At 72.4% G+C, this 23,033-nt stretch carries 27 protein-coding genes and 1 pseudogene; 15 read left to right on the top strand and 13 right to left on the bottom strand.

Features of this window, described 5'->3' with window-relative positions; translation table 11 throughout:
- The first annotated feature begins 20 nt into the window (after positions 1–20).
- The 5 genes from BM385_RS07870 to BM385_RS07850 all read left to right on the top strand — a co-directional run bounded on the left by BM385_RS07870 (position 21) and on the right by BM385_RS07850 (position 4,435).
- On the top strand, positions 21–746 hold the full coding sequence (locus BM385_RS07870; RefSeq protein ID WP_093842606.1) for a metal ABC transporter ATP-binding protein: 726 nt from the start codon (positions 21–23) through the stop codon (positions 744–746).
- A complete protein-coding gene (locus tag BM385_RS07865; protein ID WP_175542945.1) occupies positions 746–1,618 on the top strand; it encodes a metal ABC transporter permease in 873 nt (290 codons plus the stop codon). Before BM385_RS07870 ends, BM385_RS07865 begins: the two co-directional genes overlap by 1 nt.
- 61 nt (positions 1,619–1,679) lie before the next feature.
- On the top strand, positions 1,680–2,111 hold the full coding sequence (locus BM385_RS07860) for a Fur family transcriptional regulator (RefSeq protein ID WP_026047845.1): 432 nt from the start codon (positions 1,680–1,682) through the stop codon (positions 2,109–2,111).
- A gap of 33 nt (positions 2,112–2,144) precedes the next feature.
- Positions 2,145–2,744 (top strand): toll/interleukin-1 receptor domain-containing protein, encoded by a 600-nt coding sequence (locus BM385_RS07855; protein WP_051131250.1) that lies wholly within the window; start codon positions 2,145–2,147, stop codon positions 2,742–2,744.
- A gap of 122 nt (positions 2,745–2,866) precedes the next feature.
- A complete protein-coding gene (locus BM385_RS07850) occupies positions 2,867–4,435 on the top strand; it encodes a protein kinase domain-containing protein (protein ID WP_093842605.1) in 1,569 nt (522 codons plus the stop codon).
- On the opposite strand, the gene BM385_RS07845 is transcribed toward BM385_RS07850, so the two are convergent.
- The 3 genes from BM385_RS07845 to BM385_RS07835 all read right to left on the bottom strand — a co-directional run bounded on the left by BM385_RS07845 (position 4,425) and on the right by BM385_RS07835 (position 6,604).
- Positions 4,425–5,285, bottom strand: coding sequence for an isoprenyl transferase (locus BM385_RS07845; protein WP_019436215.1), 861 nt, complete (start codon positions 5,283–5,285; stop codon positions 4,425–4,427). The two genes, BM385_RS07850 and BM385_RS07845, sit on opposite strands and share 11 nt — an antisense overlap.
- A gap of 48 nt (positions 5,286–5,333) precedes the next feature.
- Positions 5,334–6,083, bottom strand: a complete 750-nt coding sequence (gene recO, locus BM385_RS07840) for a DNA repair protein RecO (protein WP_019436216.1) — start codon at positions 6,081–6,083, stop codon at positions 5,334–5,336.
- A 113-nt stretch (positions 6,084–6,196) separates the two neighbouring features.
- A complete protein-coding gene (locus BM385_RS07835; protein ID WP_019436217.1) occupies positions 6,197–6,604 on the bottom strand; it encodes a RidA family protein in 408 nt (135 codons plus the stop codon).
- A 115-nt stretch (positions 6,605–6,719) separates the two neighbouring features.
- On the opposite strand from BM385_RS07835, the gene BM385_RS07830 reads away from it, so the two are divergent.
- The gene (locus BM385_RS07830; RefSeq protein ID WP_093842604.1) at positions 6,720–7,124 is read left to right on the top strand and encodes a winged helix-turn-helix transcriptional regulator; all 405 of its coding nucleotides are present in this window, start codon (positions 6,720–6,722) and stop codon (positions 7,122–7,124) included.
- On the opposite strand, the gene BM385_RS07825 is transcribed toward BM385_RS07830, so the two are convergent.
- A complete protein-coding gene (locus tag BM385_RS07825) occupies positions 7,121–7,690 on the bottom strand; it encodes a DinB family protein (RefSeq protein ID WP_093842603.1) in 570 nt (189 codons plus the stop codon). The two genes, BM385_RS07830 and BM385_RS07825, sit on opposite strands and share 4 nt — an antisense overlap.
- Positions 7,691–7,786: 96 nt before the next feature.
- Between BM385_RS07825 and BM385_RS07820 the strand changes: the two genes are divergently transcribed.
- The 3 genes from BM385_RS07820 to BM385_RS07810 are packed head-to-tail and all read left to right on the top strand — an operon-like array spanning position 7,787 to position 10,208.
- Positions 7,787–8,839 (top strand): helix-turn-helix transcriptional regulator, encoded by a 1,053-nt coding sequence (locus BM385_RS07820; RefSeq protein WP_093842602.1) that lies wholly within the window; start codon positions 7,787–7,789, stop codon positions 8,837–8,839.
- A gap of 41 nt (positions 8,840–8,880) precedes the next feature.
- Positions 8,881–9,678 (top strand): phytanoyl-CoA dioxygenase family protein, encoded by a 798-nt coding sequence (locus tag BM385_RS07815; protein WP_093842601.1) that lies wholly within the window; start codon positions 8,881–8,883, stop codon positions 9,676–9,678.
- Positions 9,675–10,208 carry a DUF6309 family protein gene (locus BM385_RS07810; protein WP_093842600.1) on the top strand — a complete coding sequence of 178 codons (534 nt, stop codon included), beginning with the start codon at positions 9,675–9,677 and terminating at the stop codon, positions 10,206–10,208. Before BM385_RS07815 ends, BM385_RS07810 begins: the two co-directional genes overlap by 4 nt.
- Positions 10,209–10,231: 23 nt before the next feature.
- On the opposite strand, the gene BM385_RS07805 is transcribed toward BM385_RS07810, so the two are convergent.
- The gene (locus tag BM385_RS07805; RefSeq protein WP_019432923.1) at positions 10,232–10,981 is read right to left on the bottom strand and encodes an SDR family oxidoreductase; all 750 of its coding nucleotides are present in this window, start codon (positions 10,979–10,981) and stop codon (positions 10,232–10,234) included.
- Positions 10,982–11,080: 99 nt separating this feature from the next.
- Between BM385_RS07805 and BM385_RS07800 the strand changes: the two genes are divergently transcribed.
- Positions 11,081–12,415 (top strand): aspartate aminotransferase family protein, encoded by a 1,335-nt coding sequence (locus BM385_RS07800; RefSeq protein ID WP_093842599.1) that lies wholly within the window; start codon positions 11,081–11,083, stop codon positions 12,413–12,415.
- A 99-nt stretch (positions 12,416–12,514) separates the two neighbouring features.
- Here the strand turns inward: BM385_RS07800 and BM385_RS07795 are convergent, their stop codons facing one another.
- Both BM385_RS07795 and leuA read right to left on the bottom strand, forming a co-directional pair.
- Complete coding sequence (locus BM385_RS07795; protein WP_019432921.1) at positions 12,515–13,093, bottom strand: hypothetical protein; 579 nt, start codon at positions 13,091–13,093, stop codon at positions 12,515–12,517.
- Between the two features lie 171 nt (positions 13,094–13,264).
- A complete protein-coding gene (leuA, locus tag BM385_RS07790) occupies positions 13,265–14,971 on the bottom strand; it encodes a 2-isopropylmalate synthase (RefSeq protein WP_237751265.1) in 1,707 nt (568 codons plus the stop codon).
- 309 nt (positions 14,972–15,280) lie between these two features.
- Between leuA and BM385_RS07785 the strand changes: the two genes are divergently transcribed.
- Positions 15,281–16,057, top strand: a complete 777-nt coding sequence (locus BM385_RS07785; RefSeq protein WP_093842598.1) for a GNAT family N-acetyltransferase — start codon at positions 15,281–15,283, stop codon at positions 16,055–16,057.
- Between the two features lie 40 nt (positions 16,058–16,097).
- Here BM385_RS07785 and era read toward each other — a convergent pair whose 3' ends face one another.
- The 4 genes from era to BM385_RS07760 form a co-directional block, all read right to left on the bottom strand.
- Positions 16,098–17,039: a GTPase Era gene (era, locus tag BM385_RS07780; RefSeq protein WP_093842597.1), complete on the bottom strand. Its 942-nt coding sequence runs from the start codon at positions 17,037–17,039 to the stop codon at positions 16,098–16,100.
- Positions 17,040–17,056: 17 nt separating this feature from the next.
- Positions 17,057–17,401, bottom strand: a complete 345-nt coding sequence (locus BM385_RS07775; RefSeq protein WP_019432917.1) for a cytidine deaminase-like protein — start codon at positions 17,399–17,401, stop codon at positions 17,057–17,059.
- Positions 17,402–17,486: 85 nt separating this feature from the next.
- Positions 17,487–18,278, bottom strand: coding sequence for a hypothetical protein (locus BM385_RS07770; protein WP_217650943.1), 792 nt, complete (start codon positions 18,276–18,278; stop codon positions 17,487–17,489).
- Between the two features lie 580 nt (positions 18,279–18,858).
- A complete protein-coding gene (locus BM385_RS07760; RefSeq protein ID WP_093842594.1) occupies positions 18,859–19,278 on the bottom strand; it encodes an ATP-binding protein in 420 nt (139 codons plus the stop codon).
- A gap of 235 nt (positions 19,279–19,513) precedes the next feature.
- On the opposite strand from BM385_RS07760, the gene BM385_RS07755 reads away from it, so the two are divergent.
- Both BM385_RS07755 and BM385_RS07750 read left to right on the top strand, forming a co-directional pair.
- Positions 19,514–20,386, top strand: a complete 873-nt coding sequence (locus tag BM385_RS07755) for a helix-turn-helix domain-containing protein (protein WP_093842593.1) — start codon at positions 19,514–19,516, stop codon at positions 20,384–20,386.
- Between the two features lie 2 nt (positions 20,387–20,388).
- On the top strand, positions 20,389–20,613 hold the full coding sequence (locus tag BM385_RS07750) for a DUF397 domain-containing protein (RefSeq protein WP_093842592.1): 225 nt from the start codon (positions 20,389–20,391) through the stop codon (positions 20,611–20,613).
- Between the two features lie 23 nt (positions 20,614–20,636).
- On the opposite strand, the gene BM385_RS07745 is transcribed toward BM385_RS07750, so the two are convergent.
- The gene (locus BM385_RS07745; RefSeq protein ID WP_093842591.1) at positions 20,637–21,713 is read right to left on the bottom strand and encodes a radical SAM protein; all 1,077 of its coding nucleotides are present in this window, start codon (positions 21,711–21,713) and stop codon (positions 20,637–20,639) included.
- A gap of 21 nt (positions 21,714–21,734) precedes the next feature.
- Positions 21,735–22,274 (bottom strand): class IV adenylate cyclase, encoded by a 540-nt coding sequence (locus BM385_RS07740; protein ID WP_093842590.1) that lies wholly within the window; start codon positions 22,272–22,274, stop codon positions 21,735–21,737.
- A 29-nt stretch (positions 22,275–22,303) separates the two neighbouring features.
- On the opposite strand from BM385_RS07740, the pseudogene BM385_RS07735 reads away from it, so the two are divergent.
- Together BM385_RS07735 and BM385_RS07730 are read left to right on the top strand one after the other, a co-directional pair.
- Positions 22,304–22,638: pseudogene (locus BM385_RS07735) on the top strand (transposase); the annotation flags it as partial.
- Positions 22,622–23,033: helix-turn-helix domain-containing protein (locus BM385_RS07730; RefSeq protein WP_175542944.1), on the top strand; the 412-nt coding region annotated here is incomplete at its 3' end. The pseudogene BM385_RS07735 and the gene BM385_RS07730, both read left to right, overlap by 17 nt.

The raw sequence follows: 23,033 nt of genomic DNA, 5'->3' as shown, positions 1-23,033 counted from the left end.
GACAAAGGGAAGGACCCCGCATGGAACCGGCCGCGGACTCCGCCATAGCCGAGACCCCGCTCACCCTGCGCGGCGTACACGCCGAGCTGGGCGGCCGGCCCGTGCTGCGCGGCATCGACCTGACCGTGGGGCCGGGCGAGGTGGTGGCCCTGCTGGGCGCCAACGGCTCGGGCAAGTCCACGGCGGTCCGCGCGGCCGTCGGCCAGGTGCCGGTCACCGGCGGGGAGCTGGCGCTGTTCGGCACCCCGGTGCGGCGGTTCCGCGACTGGCGCCGGGTGGGGTACGTCCCGCAGCGCTCCACAGCGGCCGGCGGGGTGCCCGCGACCGTACGCGAGGTGGTCTCCGCCGGGCGGCTCGCCCGGCGCCGGCTGCGGCCCCTGGGACGCGCGGACCGGGCGGCGGTGGACCGGGCACTGGAGCTGGTCGGCCTCGCCGACCGGTCCGGGGACCCGGTGGAGGCGCTGTCGGGCGGCCAGCACCAGCGGGTGCTGATCGCCCGGGCGCTGGCCGGTGAACCGGAGCTGCTGATCATGGACGAGCCGCTGGCCGGCGTGGACCTGGCCAGCCAGCGCATCCTGGCGGACACCCTGCGCAGCCAGCTGGCCCAGGGCGTGTCCACGCTGGTCGTCCTGCACGAGCTGGGCCCGCTGGAGCCGCTGATCACCCGCTCGGTGTCCCTGTCCGCCGGCCTGGTGGAAGCCACCAACGCCTGCCATCCGCACGAGCTGGAAACGGGGATCCTCTGATGCTGGAACTCCTGGACTACGCGTTCATGCAGCGGGCCCTGCTGGCCGCGCTGCTGATCGGGGTGGCCGCGCCCGCGGTCGGCATCTTCCTCGTCCAGCGCCGCCAGGCCCTGATGGGCGACGGCATCGGGCACGTGGCGCTGACCGGCGTCGCGCTGGGGTTCCTGCTCCAGACCAACCCGGTGTGGATGGCCGTCCTGGTCTCCTCCCTCGGCGCGATCGCCATGGAACTGCTGCGCTCCTCGGGACGGGCGCGCGGCGACATCGCGCTGGCGATGCTGTTCTACGGCGGTATGGCGGGCGGCGTCATGATCATCAACCTGGCACCGGGCGGCTCGACCGCCAACCTCACCTCGTACCTGTGGGGCTCGATCACCACCGTCTCCCCGCAGGACATCACGGCGATCTGCGTCCTGTCGGCGTTCGTGCTGTGCGTGGCGCTGGGGCTGCGCCGGCAGTTGTTCGCCGTCTGCCAGGACGAGGAGTTCGCCCGGGTCACCGGACTGCCGGTCCGCGCCCTGAACCTCCTGCTGGCGGTCACGGCCGCGGCCACCGTGACGGTCGCCATGCGGGTGGTGGGGCTGCTGCTGGTGAGCGCGCTGATGGTGATCCCCGTGGTGACGGCCCAGGCGGTCACCCGCGGCTTCAAGGCGACCCTGATCCTCTCCATGGCCGTGGGCGTGCTGGTCTCGATCTCCGGCACGGTCACCTCGTACCACGCGGACGTACCGCCCGGCGCGACGATCGTCCTGATCGCCCTCGGCGTCTTCGCGGTGGTGTCGCTGCTGGCCCTGCCCCTGGCCCGGCACCGAGCCCGCCGGTCGGCACAGCCGTCCCCGGCCACCGAGAACGCCCTGGCGGCCCAGCCTTAGCGAAGCCGCTACCCTTGGGGCGCACAAGGACGCCCAGCATGAGCAGGGAGCAGTGGTAGACGTGGACACGCCAGGACCCCCGGTCCGTGGCCGGTCGACCCGCCAGCGTGCGGCGGTGGCGGCGGCGCTGGCCGAGGTGGACGAGTTCCGCAGCGCGCAGGAGCTGCACGACATGCTCAAACACCGCGGCGACTCGGTCGGCCTGACCACCGTCTACCGGACCCTCCAGTCGCTCGCGGACGCCGGCGAGGTCGACGTCCTGCGCACCAGCGACGGCGAAGCCGTCTACCGCCGGTGCAGCACGGACGACCACCATCACCACCTGGTCTGCCGGATCTGCGGCAAGGCCGTGGAGGTGGAGGGCCCGGCGGTGGAGAAATGGGCGGAGGCGGTGGCCCGCGACCACGGCTTCACGGACGTCGGTCACACGGTGGAGATCTTCGGCACCTGCGACGAATGCACGGCGGCAAGAGGAAACGGGAAACACCCCTGACGACCCTGTGAGTCCTCCCTGAGGTGACACCGCATGTCGGTAGCCCCGGAAGTCTTCGTGAATTACCGCACGGGTGACGCGGAGATGGCCGCGGCCCTCGTCCAGAGGGAACTGGCTCACCGTTTCGGGCCCGATCACGTCTTCTTCGCCAGCCGGTCCATCGCCCCCGGCACGGACTACACCCACGGTATCGAGGACGCCCTGCGCCGCTGCCGGGTCCTGCTGGCCGTCATCGGCCCCCGCTGGGCCGAGCGGTCCGCAGAGCGCGCACCGGGGCCCGCGGGGCAGCAACGCGACTGGGCCCACCACGAGATACTGCGGGCCCGGGAGTACGACATCCCGGTCCTCCCCGTGCTGGTGGGCCGGGAGACGCCCCGGCTGCGTGCCACCGATCTTCCGGAGGATCTGGCCTTCCTCACGGAACGGCAGTACATGCGCCTGGACCACCGGAACGCGGCGGTCGACCTGGAACGCATAGCGGACGAGGTCCTGCACTGCGCGCCCACGCTGACCTCCCGGGGCAGCGGCATCCGGCCGCCGTCCCGGCACGGACACCCGGGGCCGGCCGGCGGCGCCTGCTACCACTTCGACGGTGACCTGCGCGGCGCGCACCTGTACTTCTGGTCACGCTGAGCGCGCCGGCCCGCGGCCGCCGAGGAGATCCGGCGGGCGTTCGTGCCCGGGGAGGGGACTGACGGCTGACCGTCCCGGCGCGTAACGTGGGTGCCCTTGTCGCCGGGGGAAATGGGGGCAGCGTGGCGGGGAGTCTGTTCGTGGGGCCGGACGGGGCCGCGGACCGGTATCGGCTGGCGCGGTCCATCGGGCGGGGTGGCGAGGCCGTGCTGTATCTCGCCGAGATCGAGTTGTCCGGTGGTACCGAGCCCGTGGTCGTCAAGGTGCTGGACATGCAGCGGACCGTCAGCCGGCAGCGGTTCGCCGAGATCAGTGGCAAGTGGAACGAGCAGGCCGAGCTGTTGCGGTTCGCGCACCGGGTCGGGGTGGTCGGGGTCCGGGAGCACTTCGAGGGGCCGCCGCCCCATCCGGCCGGGCGGGGCGGGTCGACGACCGGGCGGGCGCTGTGTCTGGTGATGAACCATGTCGACGGGCTCGATCTGCGGGACTGGCGCGCCGAGTTGTCGGCGGAGCTGGCGCTGCCCGCCGAGCGGCGCGCCGTGCTGCGGACCCTCGAACAGCTCGCCGAGGTGCTCGACTGGCTGCACTCCGGCGCGGCCACGCCCTCCGGGCGCACCGTCATCCACGGCGATCTGTCGCCGGGCAATGTGATGGTGGACGCGAACGGCCAGGCGACGCTGGTGGACTTCGGGCTGAGCAAGCTGGCCACCGAGCATCACACCGCCGAGCCGTGGCTGACCCCGGGCTTCGCGGCGCCCGAGGTGTACGAGGGGAAGCGGTCGCCGGCCGCCGACCGGTACGCGTTCGGGGCGCTGGCGTACTTCCTGCTCGGCGGGCAGTCCCCGCCCACCACCCCGGAGGAGCTGCGGGCGGCGTTCGGCGCGCTGCCGGGGGCGGGGTCCTCCGCGCCGCTGCTGCGGCTCTTCGAGGCGCGGCCGGAGCGCCGGCCGCACAGCCTCACCGGGTGGGTGCGGGAGCTGCGGGCGGCGAGCGCGCCCACCGGCGGCGGAACGTCCCCGCCGTTGCCGCCGTCCCCGCCGCCGTCCCTGCCGCCGCCTCCGCCCTTCGAACCGGCCCCGCGGCGGTTACGCGGGGTGCCGCTGCTGGCCGCCGGGGCGGTGGCGGCGATCGCGCTGGGCGGGGCCGGCGGCTATCTGCTCGCCGGCGGTTCCGGTGCGGACGGCGCGTCCGCCGCGCCGGAGGCCACTGTCACGGTGACCGTCACGCGACCGGCGGGGGACGACGGCGAGCAGGCGGACGAGGAGGAAGGGGGCGGGCAGCTCGTCGAGGATCCGCCGGAGAGCGACTCGACGCCCCTGGTGTCGCTCGAACCGGTGACCCTGCCCTACGGCGTCCTGCCCGAGCCCGTCCACATCGACGGCTCCCCGTACGCGGACTCCCTCAGCTTCAGCACCTGCATCCTGGAGGAGCCGGTCTCCTACAATCTGGGCCGTTCCTGGGCGTCGCTGCGCCTCACCGCCGGGTTCCACGACACGTCGGTGGAGGAGACCGTACGGTTCACCGTGCGCGGGGACGGCGAGGTGCTGGCGAGCCGGACCTTCACGTTCGGGGAGAGCGAGAGCTTCGACCTCGATGTCACGGACGTGCTGCGGCTGGAGGTGGAGGCGCTCCCCGAGTCGTACTGTTCCGACTGGGTCTTCGCCGTCGGCGATCCCGTCCTCAGCCGCTGACGTCCCCGTGCCGCTGGGCGGCGGCCTCCCGCGCGAGCAGGACCTCGTTGGGCAGCGCCCCGCCGAACCGGCGGTCGCGGGAGGCGTACTCGACGCACGCGTCCCACAGGTCCCGCCGGTCGAAGTCCGGCCACAGGATGTCCTGGAAGACCATCTCGGCGTAGGCGCTCTGCCAGATCAGGTAGTTGGAGGTGCGCTGTTCGCCCGAGGGCCGGATGAACAGGTCCACGTCCGGCATGTCGGCGTGGTACATGTACCGGGCCACGGTCTTCTCGGTGACCTTCGCCGGGTCGATGCGCCCCGCCGCCGCGTCCGCCGCGAGCCGGGCCGCCGCGTCGGCGATCTCCGCCCGGCCGCCGTAGTTGACGCACATGTACAGCGTCATCGCGTCGTTGTCACGGGTGCGTTCCTCGGCGGCCTTGAGCTTGGTCACCACCGACTTCCACAGCCGCGGCTCGCGCCCGGCCCAGCGGATGCGGACGCCCATCGCGTCGAGTTCGTCGGTGCGCCGGTCGATCACGTCGCGGTTGAACGCCATGAGGAAGCGGATCTCCTCCGGGGAGCGCTTCCAGTTCTCGGTGGAGAAGGCGTACAGGGAGAGGTTCTTGACACCGAGTTCCAGGCAGCCCTTGACCACGTCCAGGACGACGGTCTCGCCGACCTTGTGGCCCTCGGTGCGCGGCAGTCCGCGGTCCTTCGCCCAGCGGCCGTTGCCGTCCATGACGATCGCCACGTGCTGCGGGATCAGTTCACCCGGCAGCTTCGGCGGCTGCGCGCCGGAGGGGTGGGGATCGGGCGCCCGGTACTCACGGTGCTGCCGGGACAGGAACCGGCGCTGGACGGCGGCCATAGGGGACTCTCCACGGTTCGAATGCTCTGCGGTCGAGCGTAACCCCGCTCAGCCCTTCTCCACGAATCTCAACGAACGCAGCCCGCGCTCCAGATGCCAGTGCAGGTACGCGGAGACCAGCCCGCTCCCCTCCCGTACGTGCCGGCTCTCGGCGGCCTCCGCCGCCGGCCAGTCGCCCGTCAGCAGCGCGCCGAGCAGCCGCAGCGCCTCGGGCGAGGGGACGACGCTCCCGGGCACCCGGCAGTCGCCGCAGATCACCCCGCCCGCGGCGATGGAGAAGAAACGGTTCGGCCCGGGCAGCCCGCACTTCGCGCAGTCCTCGAAGCTGGGCGCGTAGCCGCCCATCGCCAGCGACCGCAGCAGGAACGCGTCCAGCACCATGCCGGGCGTACGCTCCCCGCTCGCGAGGGTGCGCAGCCCGCCGACCAGCAAGAGGTACTGCTGGACGTTGGGCTCCCCCTCGTGGTCGGTGAAGCGCTCGGCGGTCTCCAGCATGGCCGTGCCGGCGGTGTAGCGGGCGTAGTCGCCGACGATGGGCTGCCCGTAGGCGGCGATGGTCTCGGTCTGGGTGCACAGCGGCAGTCCGCGGCCGATCAGCTCGCTGCCGCGCGCGAAGAACTGCACGTCGACGTGGGAGAACGGTTCCAGCCGCGCCCCGAACTTCGACTTGGTGCGCCGCACACCGCGCGCCACCGCCCGCACGCGTCCGTGGGTGCGGGTGAGCAGGGTGATGATCCGGTCCGCTTCGCCCAGCTTCTGGGTGCGCAGCACGATGCCGTCGTCGCGGAACAGACTCATGTGCGCATTCTGCCTCAGCCGGGGCCGGGCCCCGGGCCGGGTCCTCCGGTGCCGGGGCCCGGGGCCGCCGCCCGTCCCGGCACCGGCACCGGCGGGGACACGGCCTCGCGCCGTCAGTCGAGGACGGCGGTGACCTCGACCTCCACCAGATGCTCGGGGACGTCCAGGGCGGCCACCCCGATGAGCGTGGCCGGCGGGAGCGGGGTGATGCCCAGCCGGTCGGCGGCCCGGGCCACGCCGGAGAGGAACACCGGCAGTTTGTCCGGGGTCCAGTCCACGACGTAGGCGGTCAGTTTCGCCGCGTCGCGAAAGGTCGCGCCGGCCGCGGCCAGCGCGGTGGCCGCGTTCAGGTAGCAGCGTTCGACCTGGGCGGCGAGGTCGCCCTCGCTCACCGTCGTCCCGTCCGCGTCCCAGGAGACCTGGCCGGCGACGAAGACCAGCTTCGAGCCGGTCGCGATCGACACCTGCCGGTAGGCGTCGACGGCGGGCAGTCCGGGCGGGTCGATCAGGGTGATGGCCATGGGTGGCTCCGTTTCCTCTTTCAGCGGCATCTGCGCTCTCTTGCGGTTCCTTGGAAACCATAGGAGAGTAAACGCTGACCTGGAAGAACGCACTTTTCCGTGACTGAGGAACCCGATGGTGACCAAGCAGTACAGCGGCCTGCCCGACGAGGCGGACCTGCGGCGCGCCGACTCGCTCGCCCGCGAGATCTTCTCCGACGTCGCCAACAAATGGGCCCTGCTGATCATCGAGGCCCTGGGCGAGCGCACCCTGCGCTTCAGCGAGCTGCGCGCCGAGGTCGAGGGCATCAGCCACAAGATGCTCACCCAGAACCTGCGCATGCTGGAACGCAACGGCCTGGTCCACCGCGAGGTGCACCCCACCGTGCCACCGCGCGTGGAGTACACCCTGACCGGTCCCGGGCGCGGCCTGCGGGCCACCGTCGACACGATGTGCTCCTGGACCCACCGGAACCTGCGGCACATCGAGGAATCCCGCAAGCGCTTCGCCACGGGAACGGGAACGGCAGACACCCCTTAGCCCATCGTCTTCTGCCCGTCCAGCGCCTCCCGGATGATGTCCGCGTGCCCGGCGTGCTGCGCCGTCTCCGCGATGATGTGCAGCAGCGTCCGGCGCGCCGACCAGCGCGCGCCCGGCGCGAACCAGGGCGCGGCCGGCAGCGGGTGGGAGTGGCCGAGGCCGTCGAGGCCCGCCACGATCTCCTCGGTCCGGCGCGCCACCTCCGCGTACTCCGCCAGCAGCCCGGCCAGGGTGTCCCCGGGCAGCATCCGCAGGTCGTCCGCCCACTCCTGACGCAGTTCCGCCGACTCCTCGGTGAAGTCCCCGATCGCCGACGGCCCGGCCACGACGAAGGCGGTCCACTGCCGCTCGGTCGCCGCGACGTGCTTGATCAGGGCGCCCAGGCACAGCTCGCTCACGGTGGTGCGCCGTCCGGCCTGCTCGTCGGTGAGCCCGCGCACCGTGTAGCGGAGGAAGTCGCGGTGCAGGCGCAGGGTCTCCAGGAGGTCGGTGCGTTCGCCGTCCGCGGCCGAAGCGGCCGAAGCGGCAGCGGAGAGGGAGAGCGGGGAAGCGGGGGTGGTGGTCATGGCGGTACTCCTCGGGGTGGTGTCCGTCACCGGCGTCTCCCACGCTAGGGAGCCCAGCGGCCACTTCCTGTCCGCAAGCACCCGGACAATGGGGTCATGGCCAACACCAGCTCCCGCACCCTCCGGCTGCTGTCCCTGCTCCAGACCCACCGTTTCTGGCCGGGCGCCGAGCTGGCCGACCGGCTCGGGGTCTCGGTGCGCACCCTGCGCCGCGACATCGACCGGCTGCGCGACCTCGGCTATCCGGTCGAGGCCCAGCGCGGTACCGAGGGCGGCTACCAGCTTGCGGCCGGTGCCGCGCTGCCGCCGCTGGTGGTCGATGACGAGGAGGCCGTCGCCCTGGTGGTGGGACTCCAGGCCGCCGCGCAGGGCCCGGTGGCGGGGGTCGCCGAGTCCTCGGTACGGGCGCTGGCCAAGGTGGTCCGGGTGCTGCCAGCCCGGCTGCGGCACCGGGTGGAGGCCCTGCGCGAGGTCACCGTCCCCGCGCCCGGCTGGGACGGCGCCGCCGCCGCGCCGGACGGGGTGGACCCGGATCTGCTGACGGGCCTGGCCCTGGCGTGCCGGGACGCCGAACGCGTCCGTTTCGGCTACACGGCGGGCAGCGGCGAGCGCACCGAGCGGCATGCGGAGCCGCACCGGCTGGTCATGCTGGGCCGCCGCTGGTACCTCGTGGCCTACGACCTGACCCGGCACGACTGGCGCAGCTTCCGGCTGGACCGCATCACCGGCGCGGCCCGCCCCACCGGGGCGCGGTTCCGGCCCCGCGAGCTGCCGGCCGCCGACGCCGCCGCGTTCGTCCGGGCCGGGATCGGGCAGCTGCCCACCCCGTACCGGGTCGAGGCAGTGGTACGGGCGCCGGCCGGCGCGGTCCGCGCCCGCATCGGCCGCTGGGTCACGGTCGAGGAGGTTCCGCGGGAGGGGCCGGGACCGGATGGGGACCGCTGCCGGGTGGTGATGTCCACCGATTCCCTGGAGTGGCCGCTGCTGGCCCTCGGCATGACCGGCGCGGAGTTCGAGGTGATCGGCCCGCCCGAGCTGCACGATCTGCTCGTGGAGTGGAGCGAGCGCTTTCTGCGGGCCGCCGCCGGGACTGTCCCGTTTCGGTCATTCGCCGACCGGTCCGGCATGGCCCCGGACGGCCGTTGGTAAACACAGACCGGCGGTGTGCTGAACACAAGGGGGTGAGTGGCATGGTGACCGGTTCCGGGGACCTCACGGCCCAGTTATCCGGCTTCGCGGCGTCCGGCCATCTGATGCTGCCCGGCTTCCTCCCGGCGGATCTCGTCGCGCGGCTGACCCCCGAGGTGGACCACTGGGTGGACTCCGGGCTGCGGCAGCGCTCCATCGACGCCGCGCTGCGGCCGGCCGAGGTGGCGCCGCCGGAACGCGTGGAGCTGGACCTGGAGGCGCACGGTGAACTCGCCGTCTTCCCCCCGCTGCTCGATCTGCTCAGCCATCCCGCGCTGCTCGGCCCGTCGCTCGTCTTCCACTATCTGCACAGCGACCGCCGCCCGGCGAACGGCCCGGGCAAGAGCTGGCACCACGACTACGAACAGCGCCCGCAGCGCCACCGCGACGCCCCCATGGTGCACGCGCTGCCCTATCCGCACGGTCTGCGTCCCTCCCTCGGCCCGCTGGCCGCGCTGCCCGGCTCGCACCGCACCGTCGCCGAGAAGGACGCGCTCGCCCACCACGGCACGGCCGTCCTGCCGGGCGAGCGGGTGATCGGCGCGCTGCCCGCCGGCTCCACGGTGATCCTGCACTCCGCGCTCTTCCACACCCGCCGCCCACCGGCCCCCGGCGCCGCGGCGGCCACCGCCGCCCGCTATCTGATCGACGCGTCGTACTGCCGCACCGGTGGCGAGCCGTGGCCCCCGGTCACGCCGTACTGGCGGCAGGTGCTGGCGAGCGGCCGGCGGCGCGGGCTGGGGGCGGAGCACCGGCCGGGGCTGTTCGACGCCGCCCCGTTCACGGAGTACGTGCCATGAGGGTGCTGGAGCGCGTCACCTTCGACCGGGTGCGCGCGCACTTCGACCGCGAGCACCCGTACGACCCGGCCGACGACGGCAACACCAACGACGAGGCCGCCGGCCACCTGCGCTCCGCCCAGCGCACGCTCGGGGGCCGCTGGCACCGGGTCCTGCTGCACGGCCCCGAGGTGCTGGAGGTCGTCCTGCCCTGGCACCTGGGCGAGTACGGCACGGTGGAGCTGATCCCGCCGACCGGTCTCACCCTGGAGCGGGCCGCCGCCCGGCTCGCCGCCCTCGGCGACTCGTACGGGGAGACGAACCCGGTGTGCGCGGCCAAGCTGGCGCACCACCGCCGCAGCACCGCGCCCGCCCAGCCGCTGTTCCTGAGCACCCGCGCGGTGCCGGGCGAGGACTACGCGGCGCTGACCGTACGCCAGGGGCTGATCCATCTCGACGGACTGCACCGGATGCTCGCCTGGCGGCACAGCGGGCGGCTGGCCCCGGGCCGCTGGGTCGAGGCGTACGTGGCGGGGCTGGACGGTGACTGAGCGCCGGCGCCGGAGGACATCCCCTAGCCCCGGCCGAGATACGGCATGGCGCTCGGGATGAGCTGGACGGACTGCACGGTGACCCCGGAAGGCAGGGCGGCCATGGCGCGCACCATGTCGACGACATGCCGCATCGCCATGGTCGGCTCGGCCCGCAGGGACCCGTCCGGCTGCCGCACGGCCGGCTGCGGCCGGTCCTCCGGGGTCACATTGCCGATGTCGAGCTGCCCGCAGGAGATGTCGTACGGGCGGCCGTCGAGCGCGAACGCCTTGGTGAGGCCGGCGACGGCGTGCTTGGCGGCTGTGAAGGCGGGCGAGTCGGGGCGCGGGGCGTGTGCGGACAGCGCGCCGGTGTTGATGATGCGCCCGCCGCGCGGTTGCTGGTGCTTCATGATGCGGAACGCCGCCTGGGAGCAGAGGAAGGTACCGGTGGCGATCGAGTCCATGACCCGGTGCCAGTCGGCCGCCGTCACCTCCTCCACCGGCAGGTACGGCATGCTCTCGGCGGCGTTGTTGAACAGCAGGTCGAGCCGCCCGAACCGCTCCGTCACCTCGGCGAACAGCGCGTCCACGGACTCCGGTCGCGCCACATCGGCCGGGACGGCGGCCAGCCGCGCCCGGTCGGCGGCCGGGGCGAGCGCCGCCGTGGCCTGGAGCCGTTCCCGGCGCCGCCCGGCCAGCACCACCGTCCAGCCGTCCGCGAGCAGCCCCAGCGCGCACGCCCGGCCGACCCCGCTGCCCGCACCCGTCACCACGGCCGTCCGCTCCGTCATGCCCCGCCCGTCCCTTCGCCCGCCCGGCCCGTGCGGCACCGTTCGCACCGCACGGCCCGGTACGTGTCCCCCGCCGGTCCCCCGCAAACGGGAGCAGCCATGAATGGCGCCATTCCCGCCCTCGGTGCCACCGACACCAGCCGCGCCTGGTTCGACCGCGCGCGGCGTTCGCTGGCCGGCGGCATCAGCTCGCCCGCCCGGCTGACCTCGACCGGACCGCACCCGTACCCGCTCTATCTGCGCGAGGGCTCGGGCGCGCGGGTGCGGGACGTGGACGGCAACGAGTACATCGACCACCTCATCTCCTACGGCTGCGCGGTGCTCGGCCACGCCTCCCCGCTGCTCGCCGGGGCGCTGGCCCCGCTGCTCACCACCGGCACGATGTTCGGCACCTGCACCACCGAGGAGGTCGAACTCGCCGAACGGATCGAGGCGATGGTGCCCTGCGCCGAACTCGTCCGGTTCGCCAACTCCGGCAGCGAGGCCGTCCAGGGCGCGGTGCGGGCCGCGCGCGGCTTCACCGGGCGTTCGCTGGTCCTGAAGTTCGAGGGCCACTACCACGGCTGGTCGGACACCCTGGCCGTCTCCAACCGTCCGACGCCCGAACAGGCGGGACCGGCCGCCGCGCCCCGCTCCGTACCGCACTCCCCCGGCATCCCGCCCGGCGTCGTGGACGATGTGGTCGTCTGCCCGTGGAACGACCCGGACGCGCTGCGCACCGTGCTCGCCGCCCACCGGGGCCGGCTCGCGGCGGTCATCTGCGAGCCGATCGTCGCCAACAACGCCTGCACGATGCCCGCCCCCGGCTGTCTGGAGCTGCTGCGCGAGCTGTGCACGGCGTACGGGGTGCCGCTGATCTTCGACGAGGTGTGCACCGGGTTCCGGACCGGCCCCGGCGGCGCGCAGGGCCTGTACCAGGTGGTGCCGGATCTGGCGGTGTTCGCCAAGGCGCTGGGCGGCGGGGTGCCGATCGCCGCGTTCGCCGGGCGGCGCGCGCTGATGGAGCCGCTGGCGGAGGGCCGCGTCAAACACGGCGGCACGTACAACGCCTCACCGCTGTGCGCCACGGCCGCGCTCACCACGCTGCGGGCGCTGGCCGACCCGGCCACCACCGGGTGGATGGAGGAGGCGGGCCGCCGGATCATGGCGGCCGTGCGGCGGGCCGCCCATGACCGGGGCGTGCCGTGCGCCGTGCAGGGGGTCGGCGCGATGTTCCAGGTGGTGTTCACTCCGGACGGTGCGCCGACCCGGAACTACCGGGAGTTGCTGGCCGCCGACCGGGGCCGCTACGACGTGTTCCGGCACGAGTTGCTGCGGCGCGGGGTGCACGTCAACGCGTACGGGGCGGCGTGCTGGTTCGTGGCGGCGGCGGTGACCGAGGACGAGGTGGCCGCCACCTGCGCGGCGGTGGACGGGGCGTTCGCCGCCCTGTGAGGCGCCGGGCGGAGCCCGGACGAGTGAGGACCGCGCGGGCCCCGGCGCCAGGGCCCGGCGCCGCTCCGGTCCGGCCCGGTCCAGTCCGGCCCGGGAACGTTACGCCGCCGCCAGCAGCCGTTCGCGGTCCGCCGCCGCCAGGCCGAGCGACATGCCGACGAGCGTGAGCGTGACCCGTTCCGCCTCCGTGTACGGGCCGTCCGCGAGCGCGATGCGCGCGCCGTGCAGCAGCAGGCTCTCCCGGCCCGGCACGGCCAGGTGCGGGGCCAGTGGCTCCAGCGCCTCCCGGACCTCCGCCTCCGACGGCGCGCCCACCAGCACGTCCCCCGGCGTCTGCGGGAAGCCGGCCTCGCGCAGCGAGTCCTCGGCCGCCGCCCGGGCGGCGGGGTCCCCCGGCGCCAGCAGGGCCAGCGCCACCGTCCGGTACGCGTCCCGCAGCAGCAGGGCGAGCCCGGTGGTCGTCGGATGGTCCAGGGCGGCGACCGGGTGGTGGGTGCCGCACAGCACGCAGGCGACGACCGGCCCCGCCGCGCCGAGCGGCAGCAGCGGCACGCCCAGGACCGTCAGCCGGCGCCGTCCGGCCAGCCGCTGGTAGCAGCGGTCGCCACCGCACTCGGGGCAGAAGAAGTCCCCGTCGTCGGTGACACGCCACGCCGTTCGGATACCTGTCCCTGCCACCCTCGGCACGCCCGACCTCCGTAACACGCCCGCAACACTGCGAGTGTGAGACGTGATGTTAACCACACTCCGGCGCACGCGGCAGTAGTCGGACCGGCCAAAAGCACGGCCGGAACCGGCCCGCACCCGCACCGGGGGCGCGGGCCGGCCCGGCCGCGCACGTTCAGGGGATCAGCGGGCGGCCCGGTTGACGGCGGAGACGACCGCCTTCAGCGAGGCCCGCACGATGTTGGCGTCGATGCCGATGCCCCACAGCACCCGGTCGCCGACGGCGCACTCGATGTACGCCGCCGCCTGGGAGCCGGCGCCCTCGCTCATGGTGTGCTCGACGTAGTCCAGCAGCCGTACCTCCTGGCCGATCACCCCGGCCCGCGACAGGGCGTCGAAGAACGCCGCCAGCGGGCCGTTCCCCTCGCCCGTCAGCACCGTGTCGGCGCCGTCGACGACCGCCTCGACGGTCAGCGCGTCCACGCCGCCGCCGCTGGTGGTGGTCTGGGCGTCGCGCAGCGCGATCCGGCCCCAGCCCGGCGCCCCGCCCTCGGCCGGCAGGTACTCGTCCGCGAAGACCCGCCAGATCTCGGCCGGCGTGATCTCGCCGCCCTCCGCGTCGGTCTTCTCCTGGATGATCCGCGAGAACTCCACCTGCATGCGGCGCGGCAGGTCCAGCTTGTGGTCGGTCTGGAGCACGTAGGCGATGCCGCCCTTGCCGGACTGCGAGTTGACCCGGATGACCGCCTCGTAGGTGCGGCCCACGTCCTTGGGGTCGATCGGCAGGTACGGCACGTCCCAGCCCAGCTCGTCCACCGCGACGCCGCGGCGGGCGGCCTCGGCCGCCATCGCCTCGAAGCCCTTCTTGATGGCGTCCTGGTGCGAGCCGGAGAAGGAGGTGTACACCAGGTCACCGGCGTACGGGTGGCGCGGCGGGACCTCCATCTGGTTGCAGTACTCGTAGGTGCGGCGGATCTCGTCGATCTGCGAGAAGTCGATCTGCGGGTCCACGCCCTGCGAGAACAGGTTCATGCCCAGCGTCACCAGATCGACGTTGCCGGTGCGCTCGCCCTGCCCGAACAGGCAGCCCTCCACCCGGTCCGCCCCGGCCATCACCGCCAGCTCGGCGGCGGCCACCGCCGTCCCCCGGTCGTTGTGCGGGTGCGCGGACAGACACACGTGCTCGCGGTGCGACAGGTGCCGGGACATCCACTCGAAGCGGTCCGCGTAGGTGGAGGGGACGGAGCGCTCCACCGTCGCGGGCAGGTTCAGGATGATCTCGCGGCCGTCCTCCGGCTGCCACACCTCCATCACCGACTCGCAGACCTCCAGCGCGAAGTCCAGCTCGGTGTCGGTGAAGATCTCCGGGCTGTACTGGTAGCCGAAGACGGTCCGGTCGTCCAGCAGCTTCTCGGCGTACTCCATCACCAGCCGGGTGCCGTCCACCGCGATCCGCCGCACATCGTCCCGCCCGCCGCGGAAGACGACCCGGCGGAAGGTGGGGGCGGTGGCGTTGTACAGGTGGACGGTGGCGCGCGGCGCGCCCACCAGCGACTCCACGGTGCGGGCGATCAGCTCCTCGCGGGCCTGGGTCAGGACGGAGATCGTCACGTCCTCCGGGATCGCGCCCTCCTCGATGACGGAGCGCACGAAGTCGAAGTCGGTCTGCCCGGACGCCGGGAAGCCGATCTCGATCTCCTTATAGCCCATCTTCACCAGCAGGTCGAACATGGCGCGTTTGCGGGCCGGCGACATCGGGTCGATCAGCGCCTGGTTGCCGTCCCGCAGGTCGGTGGAGAGCCAGCGCGGCGCGGCGGTGATCCGCTTGCCGGGCCAGGTGCGGTCGGGCAGGTCCACCGCATCGTACGGCGCGTAGCGGTGGACGGGCATGCCGGAGGCGCGCTGCGGGGCGGTGGCGGCGGTGATGGGCGTCGGCTTGGGCACGAGGGCTCCTGGATGATGCGAGTGATCGACGGGAATCGTGGGGAAACGGCCGACGGCAGCGCCGAACTCCGCGGGGAGGGGGTCGGCCCGTACGACTACAGACCCTCGCCGCGGCGGCTAAGGAGAAGAAGGTTCCCGTGACGCATCGCCCGCCCAGCCTAACCCGGGCGCCGGGCGGCCCGCCGGACCCGTATCACTATGCGAGACCGCGCAAAACCGGTGGCCGCGCCCGGGCGGCGGTGATCTGCTGGCCGGATGGACACGGAAACGGTACGGGCCCGCTTCGACGAGCAGCTCAGGGAACACGCGGCCGGCGGCGAGCGCTCGGGCCCGGTGGTGCGGGTGACGCGGGAGCGCGGCGGCTGGGACGGAGTGGTGTGGTCCGGCCTCACCGAGGCGACGGCGGACGCCGCGATCGCCGCGCAGACCGGGTACTTCACGGAACTGGGGCGCGGCTTCGAGTGGAAGTGGTACGCGCACGACGCGCCTGCCGATCTGGGCGAGCGGCTGGCGGCAGCCGGTTTCGTCCCCGGTCCGCCGGAAACCCTGATGGCCGCCGAGGTGGCCGCGCTGCCCACCGTCCCCGTACTGCCGGACGGGGTCACGCTGCACCGGGTGACGGACGACGCGGGGGTGGAGCTGATGCTGCGCGCGCACCGGCGGGCCTTCGGCACCGACCCGGCGGGGCTGGGCGCCATGGTGCGCGGGCAGCTGGCGAGCACCCCGGAGCTGATCGACGTCCTGGTGGCGGTGGCCGGTGACGGCGAACCGGTGAGCGCGGCGCGGCTGGAGCGCCATCCGGGCACCGACTTCGCCGGGCTGTGGGGCGGCGGCACCGCGCCCGAGTGGCGCGGCCGGGGCATCTACCGGGCACTGGTCGCGGCGCGGACCGCGATCGCCGCCGCGCACGGGGTGCGCTACCTCCAGGTGGACGCCTCCGACGACAGCCGCCCGATCCTGCGCCGGCTGGGCTTCGAGGTGCTGGGCACCACCGTCCCGTACACGTACGGGAACGCGGGCGGGGCCGGCTGACCGGCCGCGCGGCCCCCGCCACAGCGGGGGCCCGAGCGCGTCAGAAACCGAGGCGGCGCAGCTGCTTGGGGTCGCGCTGCCAGTCCTTGGCGACCTTCACATGCAGATCGAGGAAGACCGGGGTGCCCAGCAGCGCCTCGATCTGGGTGCGGGCCTTGGTGCCCACATCCTTGAGCCGGCTGCCCTTGGGGCCGATGACGATGCCCTTCTGGCTGGGCCGCTCGATGAAGACGTTGGCGTGGATGTCGAGCAGCGGCCGGTCGGCCGGGCGGTCCTCACGGGGCAGCATCTCCTCGACCACCACGGCGATCGAGTGCGGCAGTTCGTCGCGCACCCCTTCGAGGGCGGCCTCGCGGATCAGCTCGGCGATCATCGTCTGCTCGGGCTCGTCGGTGAGATCGCCCTCGGGGTACAGCGGCGGGCCCTCGGGCAGCAGCGGCACCAGCAGATCGGCGAGCAGCCCGACCTGGGAGTCGCCGACCGCCGAGACGGGAACGATCTCGGCCCACTCCAGGCCGAGTTCGGCGCCGAGCCGCTGGACGTCCAGCAGCCGCTCGGCGAGCACCTGCGGCTCCACCAGGTCGGTCTTGGTGACGACGGCGACCTTGGGGGTGCGCTTGATCTCCGCCAGTTCCTTGGCGATGTACCGGTCGCCGGGGCCGATCTTCTGGTCGGCGGGCAGACAGAACCCGATGACGTCCACCTCGGCCCAGGTGGTGCGCACCACGTCGTTGAGCCGCTGGCCCAGCAGGGTGCGGGGCTTGTGCAGCCCGGGGGTGTCCACCAGCACCAGCTGGGCGTCGTCGCGGTGGACGATGCCGCGCACCGAGTGCCGGGTGGTCTGCGGGCGGCTGGAGGTGATGGCGATCTTCGTGCCGACCAGCGCGTTGGTCAGGGTCGACTTGCCGGCGTTGGGGCGGCCGACGAAGCAGGCGAAGCCCGAACGGTGGCCCTGCGGCACAGAGCCGAACATCGCGGACATCGGGGAAAGGGAGTCACTCATGAGGCCGCGATCGTCGCACGAAGGTCGCCCTCGGGGCCAGCCAGCAGGACGGGGGTACCCGCCCCGCCCAGGTCGCGCACGGCCGCCAGATCCTCGGCCGCCACCTCGGTGGTGTCCGCGTCGGTGACCAGGGCCGCCGCCTCCAGGGAGGTGGCACCGCTGGAGGCGGCCATCGCCACCGCCGTGCGCAGCGCGCTCAGCCGCAGCGACGGCAGCTCGACGGCGGTCGCGACGTAGGTACGACCGGTCTCGTCCCGTACCGCCGCGCCCTGCGGCACTCCGCTGCGGGCGCGGGCACTGCGCGCCAGGGTGATGATCTTGCGGTCCTCGGCGTCACTCATACCCAGGAGCTTACGGGCTGTGCGCGGCCCCCGGTGCGGCCCGTCCGGCGGCGCCGGGTGCCGGGCGACCCGGCCGGTACACCCCCTACAACTCCGTCGCCCCGGGCTGATCCGGCAGGGGCTGCGGGGTGTGGCCCTCGGTGACCTGCTGGAGTTTCTCCACGGCGCGTTCGGCGAGGCCGGCCAGCCCGCCCGCCGCGGCGTCATCCCGCCCTGCCTGGGCGATGCGTACGGTGTGGGCGCCGACCCGGGCGATCACCACCTCGGCGACGACGGCTGCTTCCCCGCGGGCCTCGCTCTCGCGCGTAAAACGCAGCGCGGCGGCCTCCTCGCCGAGCCCTTCGGGGCTGCTGCCGTCGCCGTCGGCGGTGTACGAGACGGTGGTGGGGTTCCGCTCGGCGCCCTCCTCGGCGTGGAAGGTGGCGCACTCGCGGGCGGCGCGCGCGAACCCCTCCATGGCGGCGCGGGCACCGGCCTCGTCGCCGTGCGCGGCGGCGACCGTCACCACGAAGGGTCCGGCGTGGGTACGGGCGAACCCGGCCCGCGCGGTGCCGCTGCCGTCCCCGGCGGGCTCGAACAGTTCACGGCAGCCGTCCTCGGTGGGCCGGGGGACGCCGATGCCGCGCCGTTCGGCCTGTTCGCTGCTGTCACCGGCCCAGCCCTGCGGGAAGTCGGTGTGGTCGAGCAGTGCGGAGCGCAGCCGGTCCTCGTCCAGCGCGCCGTCCCCGGCGCTGACGGTCGCGGCATGGGTGCCGTGGCCCGTGCTGCCCCCGGCGCTGCCGGGAGCGCCGGGCGGCAGGGCGGCCCCGGCGAGCAGCCCGAGGGCGGCGATCGAGGCGAGGGGGGCGAGGACGACCGTGCGCTGCGGAAGGTGCATGCCTCCCATGGCGCCACCCGAACGGCCCCCGGGCCACCGCCGCCCGGCCATTCGGGTGAGACGGCCGGACGCGGACGGGACGGCCGGGGCCGCCGGAACGGACCGGGGGCCGGGCCCCGGCGTCCTTATCTGTCGGATGGCACGAGGGCCGCGTATCCGAGCACGGCGAGCAGCCCGGCCACGGTGAGGACGGCGAGGAAGGTCTGAGCGAACACGATCCCCGGCCCGGGAACGGGCACGGACTCAGCCCCTGCCCGCAGCCGCCGCCCGAACCGGGTACGCGGTTGCCGGACAGAAGGTGCGAGGCCGGGGGCGGGGGCACCGTGGACCGGGTAGAGGGGCGTACGGCGCCCGTCCCGGTGCGGAGGAACGTCCTGTACGGCGTCGCGGTAATCCCACACCATGTCGTGCAGACGCAGAACACAGCGTCGGCAGGCGTACTGCGGGGCGTTCCCGCCGGCCGGGCTACTGACATCACCGACCCACACCACCTGGGTGCGCTGAAAGCCGCACCAGAACCAGCACGGCCCGTCCACCCAGCGCCCGGTGAGAAACCCGTCCACACCGGGCCTGCTCTCCCTCACCACCGCGCGGCCCGGTCGCAGCGGAACCACACGTTCTTGCCGACCGCCGTGCGTGTGCACCCCAGGGCACTGACCTGGCTTCGCAACAGCCACAGCCCCCGACCGCCCTCCGTGTCCCACCCGGGCGCGACCCGCGCGATCCGGGGGAACTCGAACGAGCGGTCGCTGACCTGTACGTACAGCACCGGGCCGACCTTGCTGATCTCCAGCCGGCAGTTCGGGTCCTCCACGTGGCGCGCGACGTTCGTCAGGAGTTCCGACACCCCCAACCGCACCACCTGCACGACGGGTTCGCCCGCCCCCAGCTCCACCACGGCGGCCGAGGCGGTGTCCCGCCAGCGCCGGATCACCTGCGGCCGGGCCGCGAGATTCCAGACCACCGTGTGCTGATCGGCGGTGATGCATACCGCGTCCACCTGACACCTCCCGTTCCGGCGCCACGTGGGCGCACGAAGGCAACGGCCCGTCACGCATCGAGTGCGCTAGGTCACACAAGGAGAGTGCACCCATGCCGATGGCCAGAGCAAGCCCATCTCATGTCCATTGACACTTTCGTGGGCCTGACACAACGATGGCCGTAACTTCCGCACACCGGCACTCGTTCGGGATTCGGGCAACGCCGGCGAACGCCACGCCCCTTGGAGGGCTGAGATGGTCAACCTCACGAACACCCTGCTCATGGACCGGCTGTCGTTCGGAAGAGCCTTGCGAAGGCTCCGCGACGAGGAGAACGGGCTGACGCTCACCCAGGTCGCTCAGAAACTGGACTGTGATGTCTCCCTGCTGAGCCGCATCGAACTGGGCAAGCGGCTGTGCTCGCACGAGATGTTCACGCAGTTGATGGACCTGTACCAGGTCGAGGAGGAGCAGCGAAACGAACTCGCGAAGCTCCATGCCGACTCACGACGGCGGCGCCAGCCGTGGTGGTCGAAGTACAGCGAGGTGGTGACCGCGAGCTACGACCGCTTCATCGGCTTCGAGGACGCGGCAGACCGCACGCTGGAGTACCAACTGGGCATGGTTCCCGGTCTGCTTCAGACAGAAAGGTACGCGCGGGCCGTCACCTCGGTCGGCTTCGCCTCCCTTGGCGAGGACCAGGTGGATGGCCTGGTAGAGGTCAGAATGGCGCGGCAGAAGCACCGTCTTCTGGGGACCAAACGCCCGCTGACCTGCCACTACGTGATAACTCAAGCAGCGTTGGAGTTCCACATCGGCGGGCGGGAGGCGCACGCGGAGCAGCTTGATCATCTGCTCGAACTGTCCCACCACGACAGTGTGACGCTCCAGATTCTGCCCTTCGAGACAGGAGAGGACGGCTGTCACATCTCCGCCTTCAAAATCTTCCAGTTCCCCGACGAACTTCCGGACATGGCGTTCACCGACTCGGTCGCGGGTAACGTGGCCCTTGAGGACCCCCGAGACCTCCGCCGTCTGCACCGCCTCTTCCGGAACCTTGCGGGCACGGCCCTCAACGTCGGGCAGTCACGCGATCTGATCGCACGCATCAAGAACAGGGAAGACTAACGATGGAGAAGCCAGACCTGTACGCGATAGAGACCTCTTCGCTCAGCTGGCAGAAGAGCAGCCTCACCGCGAACAACGGCGACTGCTTCGAGCTGGCGCCACTGCCGGACGGTGGCGTGGCGGTCCGGGACTCGAAGAACCCCGACCGTCCTCACCTCTGCTTCACGGCCGGCGAATGGGCTGCCTTCAAGGGCGGCATCGCGCTCGGGGACTTCGACAACCTCTAGCCTGCGGGCTGCTCGCAGCCGGTCTACCCAGGGTCGACAGACAGCCTGCCGGCCGTTTCGTCCTCTCGCAGTCCGCTGATCTCTCGGCCCACCTGGCTCATCACGAACTCGCCCAGCGGCAGCGTCAGATCCATGCGCCGGATGCACACGCCGACCATGAACGGACCGCTGCGGGCCCGGTAGAGACGGATTCCGTAGTAGCCCTCCTCGCAGTCGGTGTCATTGTTGAAGCGACAGCTCCGGCAGGTCTGCGGGAGCCGGACCGGCCGGATGCGCTTGACGTACAGCGGCGAGCCGTCCGGAAGCCGGTAGCGCGTACGCCAGTCGGAGGCGCCGGCGGTGAGGATGTGTTCCTCCGGTTGTGCATCCAGTTCCTTGAGAACGAGGGCGATCGCGTCCAGTGAGGAGCGCTGGCCATCCGCCAGCGAGGTGAGCAGCCGGATGGTCGCGGTACTGCCGTGTCGGGCCACCAGCCGCAGGACCCTCGCCACGTGATCACGGCCGGGCACGACGATGTTCGCCGAAACACCGATGCCGCACGACGCCGCCGTCCGGATCGACTCGTCCAACGCGCGCAGTTTGCGTTCCGCCAGTTTGGCGGAGCGGTATTTCCCGCCCTGTACCGCCGCCAGTTCACGGGCGGTGGTGCCGAAGATGCTGAAGTTCACCCGGTCCAGCCCGGCTTCCGCACAGGCGGGCAGCACGGCGGCGCCGTTCTCGCCGTTGGAGGTGAGGCCAACCGTGAGGCCCACCCGCCTGGCATCGGCGATGAGCGCGGGCAACCGGGGATGAAGCGTGGGCTCTCCGCCGGTGAAGTGTGCCTCGTCGGTTGCGACCGTGCCGCGCACCGCCGCCAGAGCGAGGGCGAAATCGGGACCCGGTTCGATTCGGGCCGGCTGGAAGGTGACGCCGTTGGTATGGGCGTAGATCGATACCCGGCCGCTGGTGACGACACCGGGCCGGTCCGGGCTGTCCGCCGCGACGGGCGTTCCCTCGTTGTGGCAGAAGGTGCAGGCCAGGCCGCAATGGTCGAGGATCTTGACGCGCAGGGTGCGATCGGGCAGGACGGTGCGGGGGAGACCGTCCCGGGGCAGGTCCATGAGTCCTCCTGTGCAGAGGTATCAGTCGGGGAGGCGCAGCTCCTTGATCGCCTTCAGGTCATGGCCGTAGTGGCGATAGACGTCCTGGGTGTTGAGGTAGACCAGCGACTCCACGCTGATGCCGAGGTGCTGTGCCGTGGAGAGCACGTGGTCCTCGCTGTCTCCTTCGATCTCCAGGTACGGCGGGATCAGCGGCCAGGTGTCGATCTCCAGCCGGGCGCCGGCCAGCAGGTAGGAGCTGCGCAGGTTTTCCTGGTAGCCCCTGGCCGCGAAACCCATCGCGAGCAGCACGGCATGGGTGCCGTCGAAGTCCGTGACAGCGGTCTCGGTCTCGTGGGTGCCGTCAACGGCGTCGGACTGGATCTCCTTGACACAGAGCGTTGTTGTGTCGCCGTCCGTGCGCAGCCTGATCCACTGCCCGGCGACCGGGGGGATGAGGTCGTAGACGTAGCGGCGCATCCGGCGGGTGCCGAGGTGCTTGCCGCCGAGGCGCTCAATCGTGGCGGCCATGGCGCTGGTGTCGATCTCCAGAACCTTGGCCTCGTACTCGATGGTCGGCATAGTGGCGGCTCCTTGGCAACCGTAGTGAGCAGTACCGCCGTCGTGTACTCGGTGGCCGGGTCGCGGTGCGGCTGCGTGAGCTGACCGAGGTGAAGGCGGCGGAAAAGAGGTGGGAGATCATTACCCTAGAGGTGACGCCCGATCACGTGCGAACCAGTTCAAAGGCTTCACCTCGTGCGTGCTCCGCTCGGAGTTCCCGCACCTCAAGAGCCGGATGCCCATGCTGTGGTCGTCGTGGTTCTTCGTCGCCTCAGCCGGCGCCGTCTCGGCGGACACGGTGGAGAAGTACAGCAACACCCAGTGGGAACGCCCCTGGACGAAGAAACAGCAGAAGGAGGGGGCCGACCGTGCACCGGGCGTATAAGTTCCTCCTCCGCCCCACCGTCCGCCAGGCGCAAGCTCTCGGCGAGATGCTGCGGGATCACTGCGCCCTCTACAACGGGGCATTGCAGGAACGCCGTGACGCCTACCGGCACGTCTCGAAGACGAGCATCACGTACAGGCAGCAGTCCGCTCAGCTCAAGGAGATCCGGGCATTCGACCCCGGGTGTCAGGGCCGGTGGTCGTTCTCGTCGCAGCAGGCGACCTTGCGGCGTCTGGACAAGGCGTTCGCCGCGTTCTTCCGGCGGGTGAAGGCCGGGGAGAAGCCCGGCTATCCCAGGTTCCGGGGCGTGAACTGGTTCGACACCGTGGTTTTCCCCAGGGACGGGGACGGCTGCCGGTGGGACTCCACCCCGCATGACTCTGTCACCCGCGTCC

The sequence above is a fragment of the Streptomyces harbinensis genome, assembly GCF_900116145.1.
Classification (GTDB): domain Bacteria; phylum Actinomycetota; class Actinomycetes; order Streptomycetales; family Streptomycetaceae; genus Streptomyces; species Streptomyces carpaticus.
The sequence above is the reverse complement of the archived record's forward strand: the minus strand, read 5'-3'. Positions and strand labels throughout refer to the sequence as shown.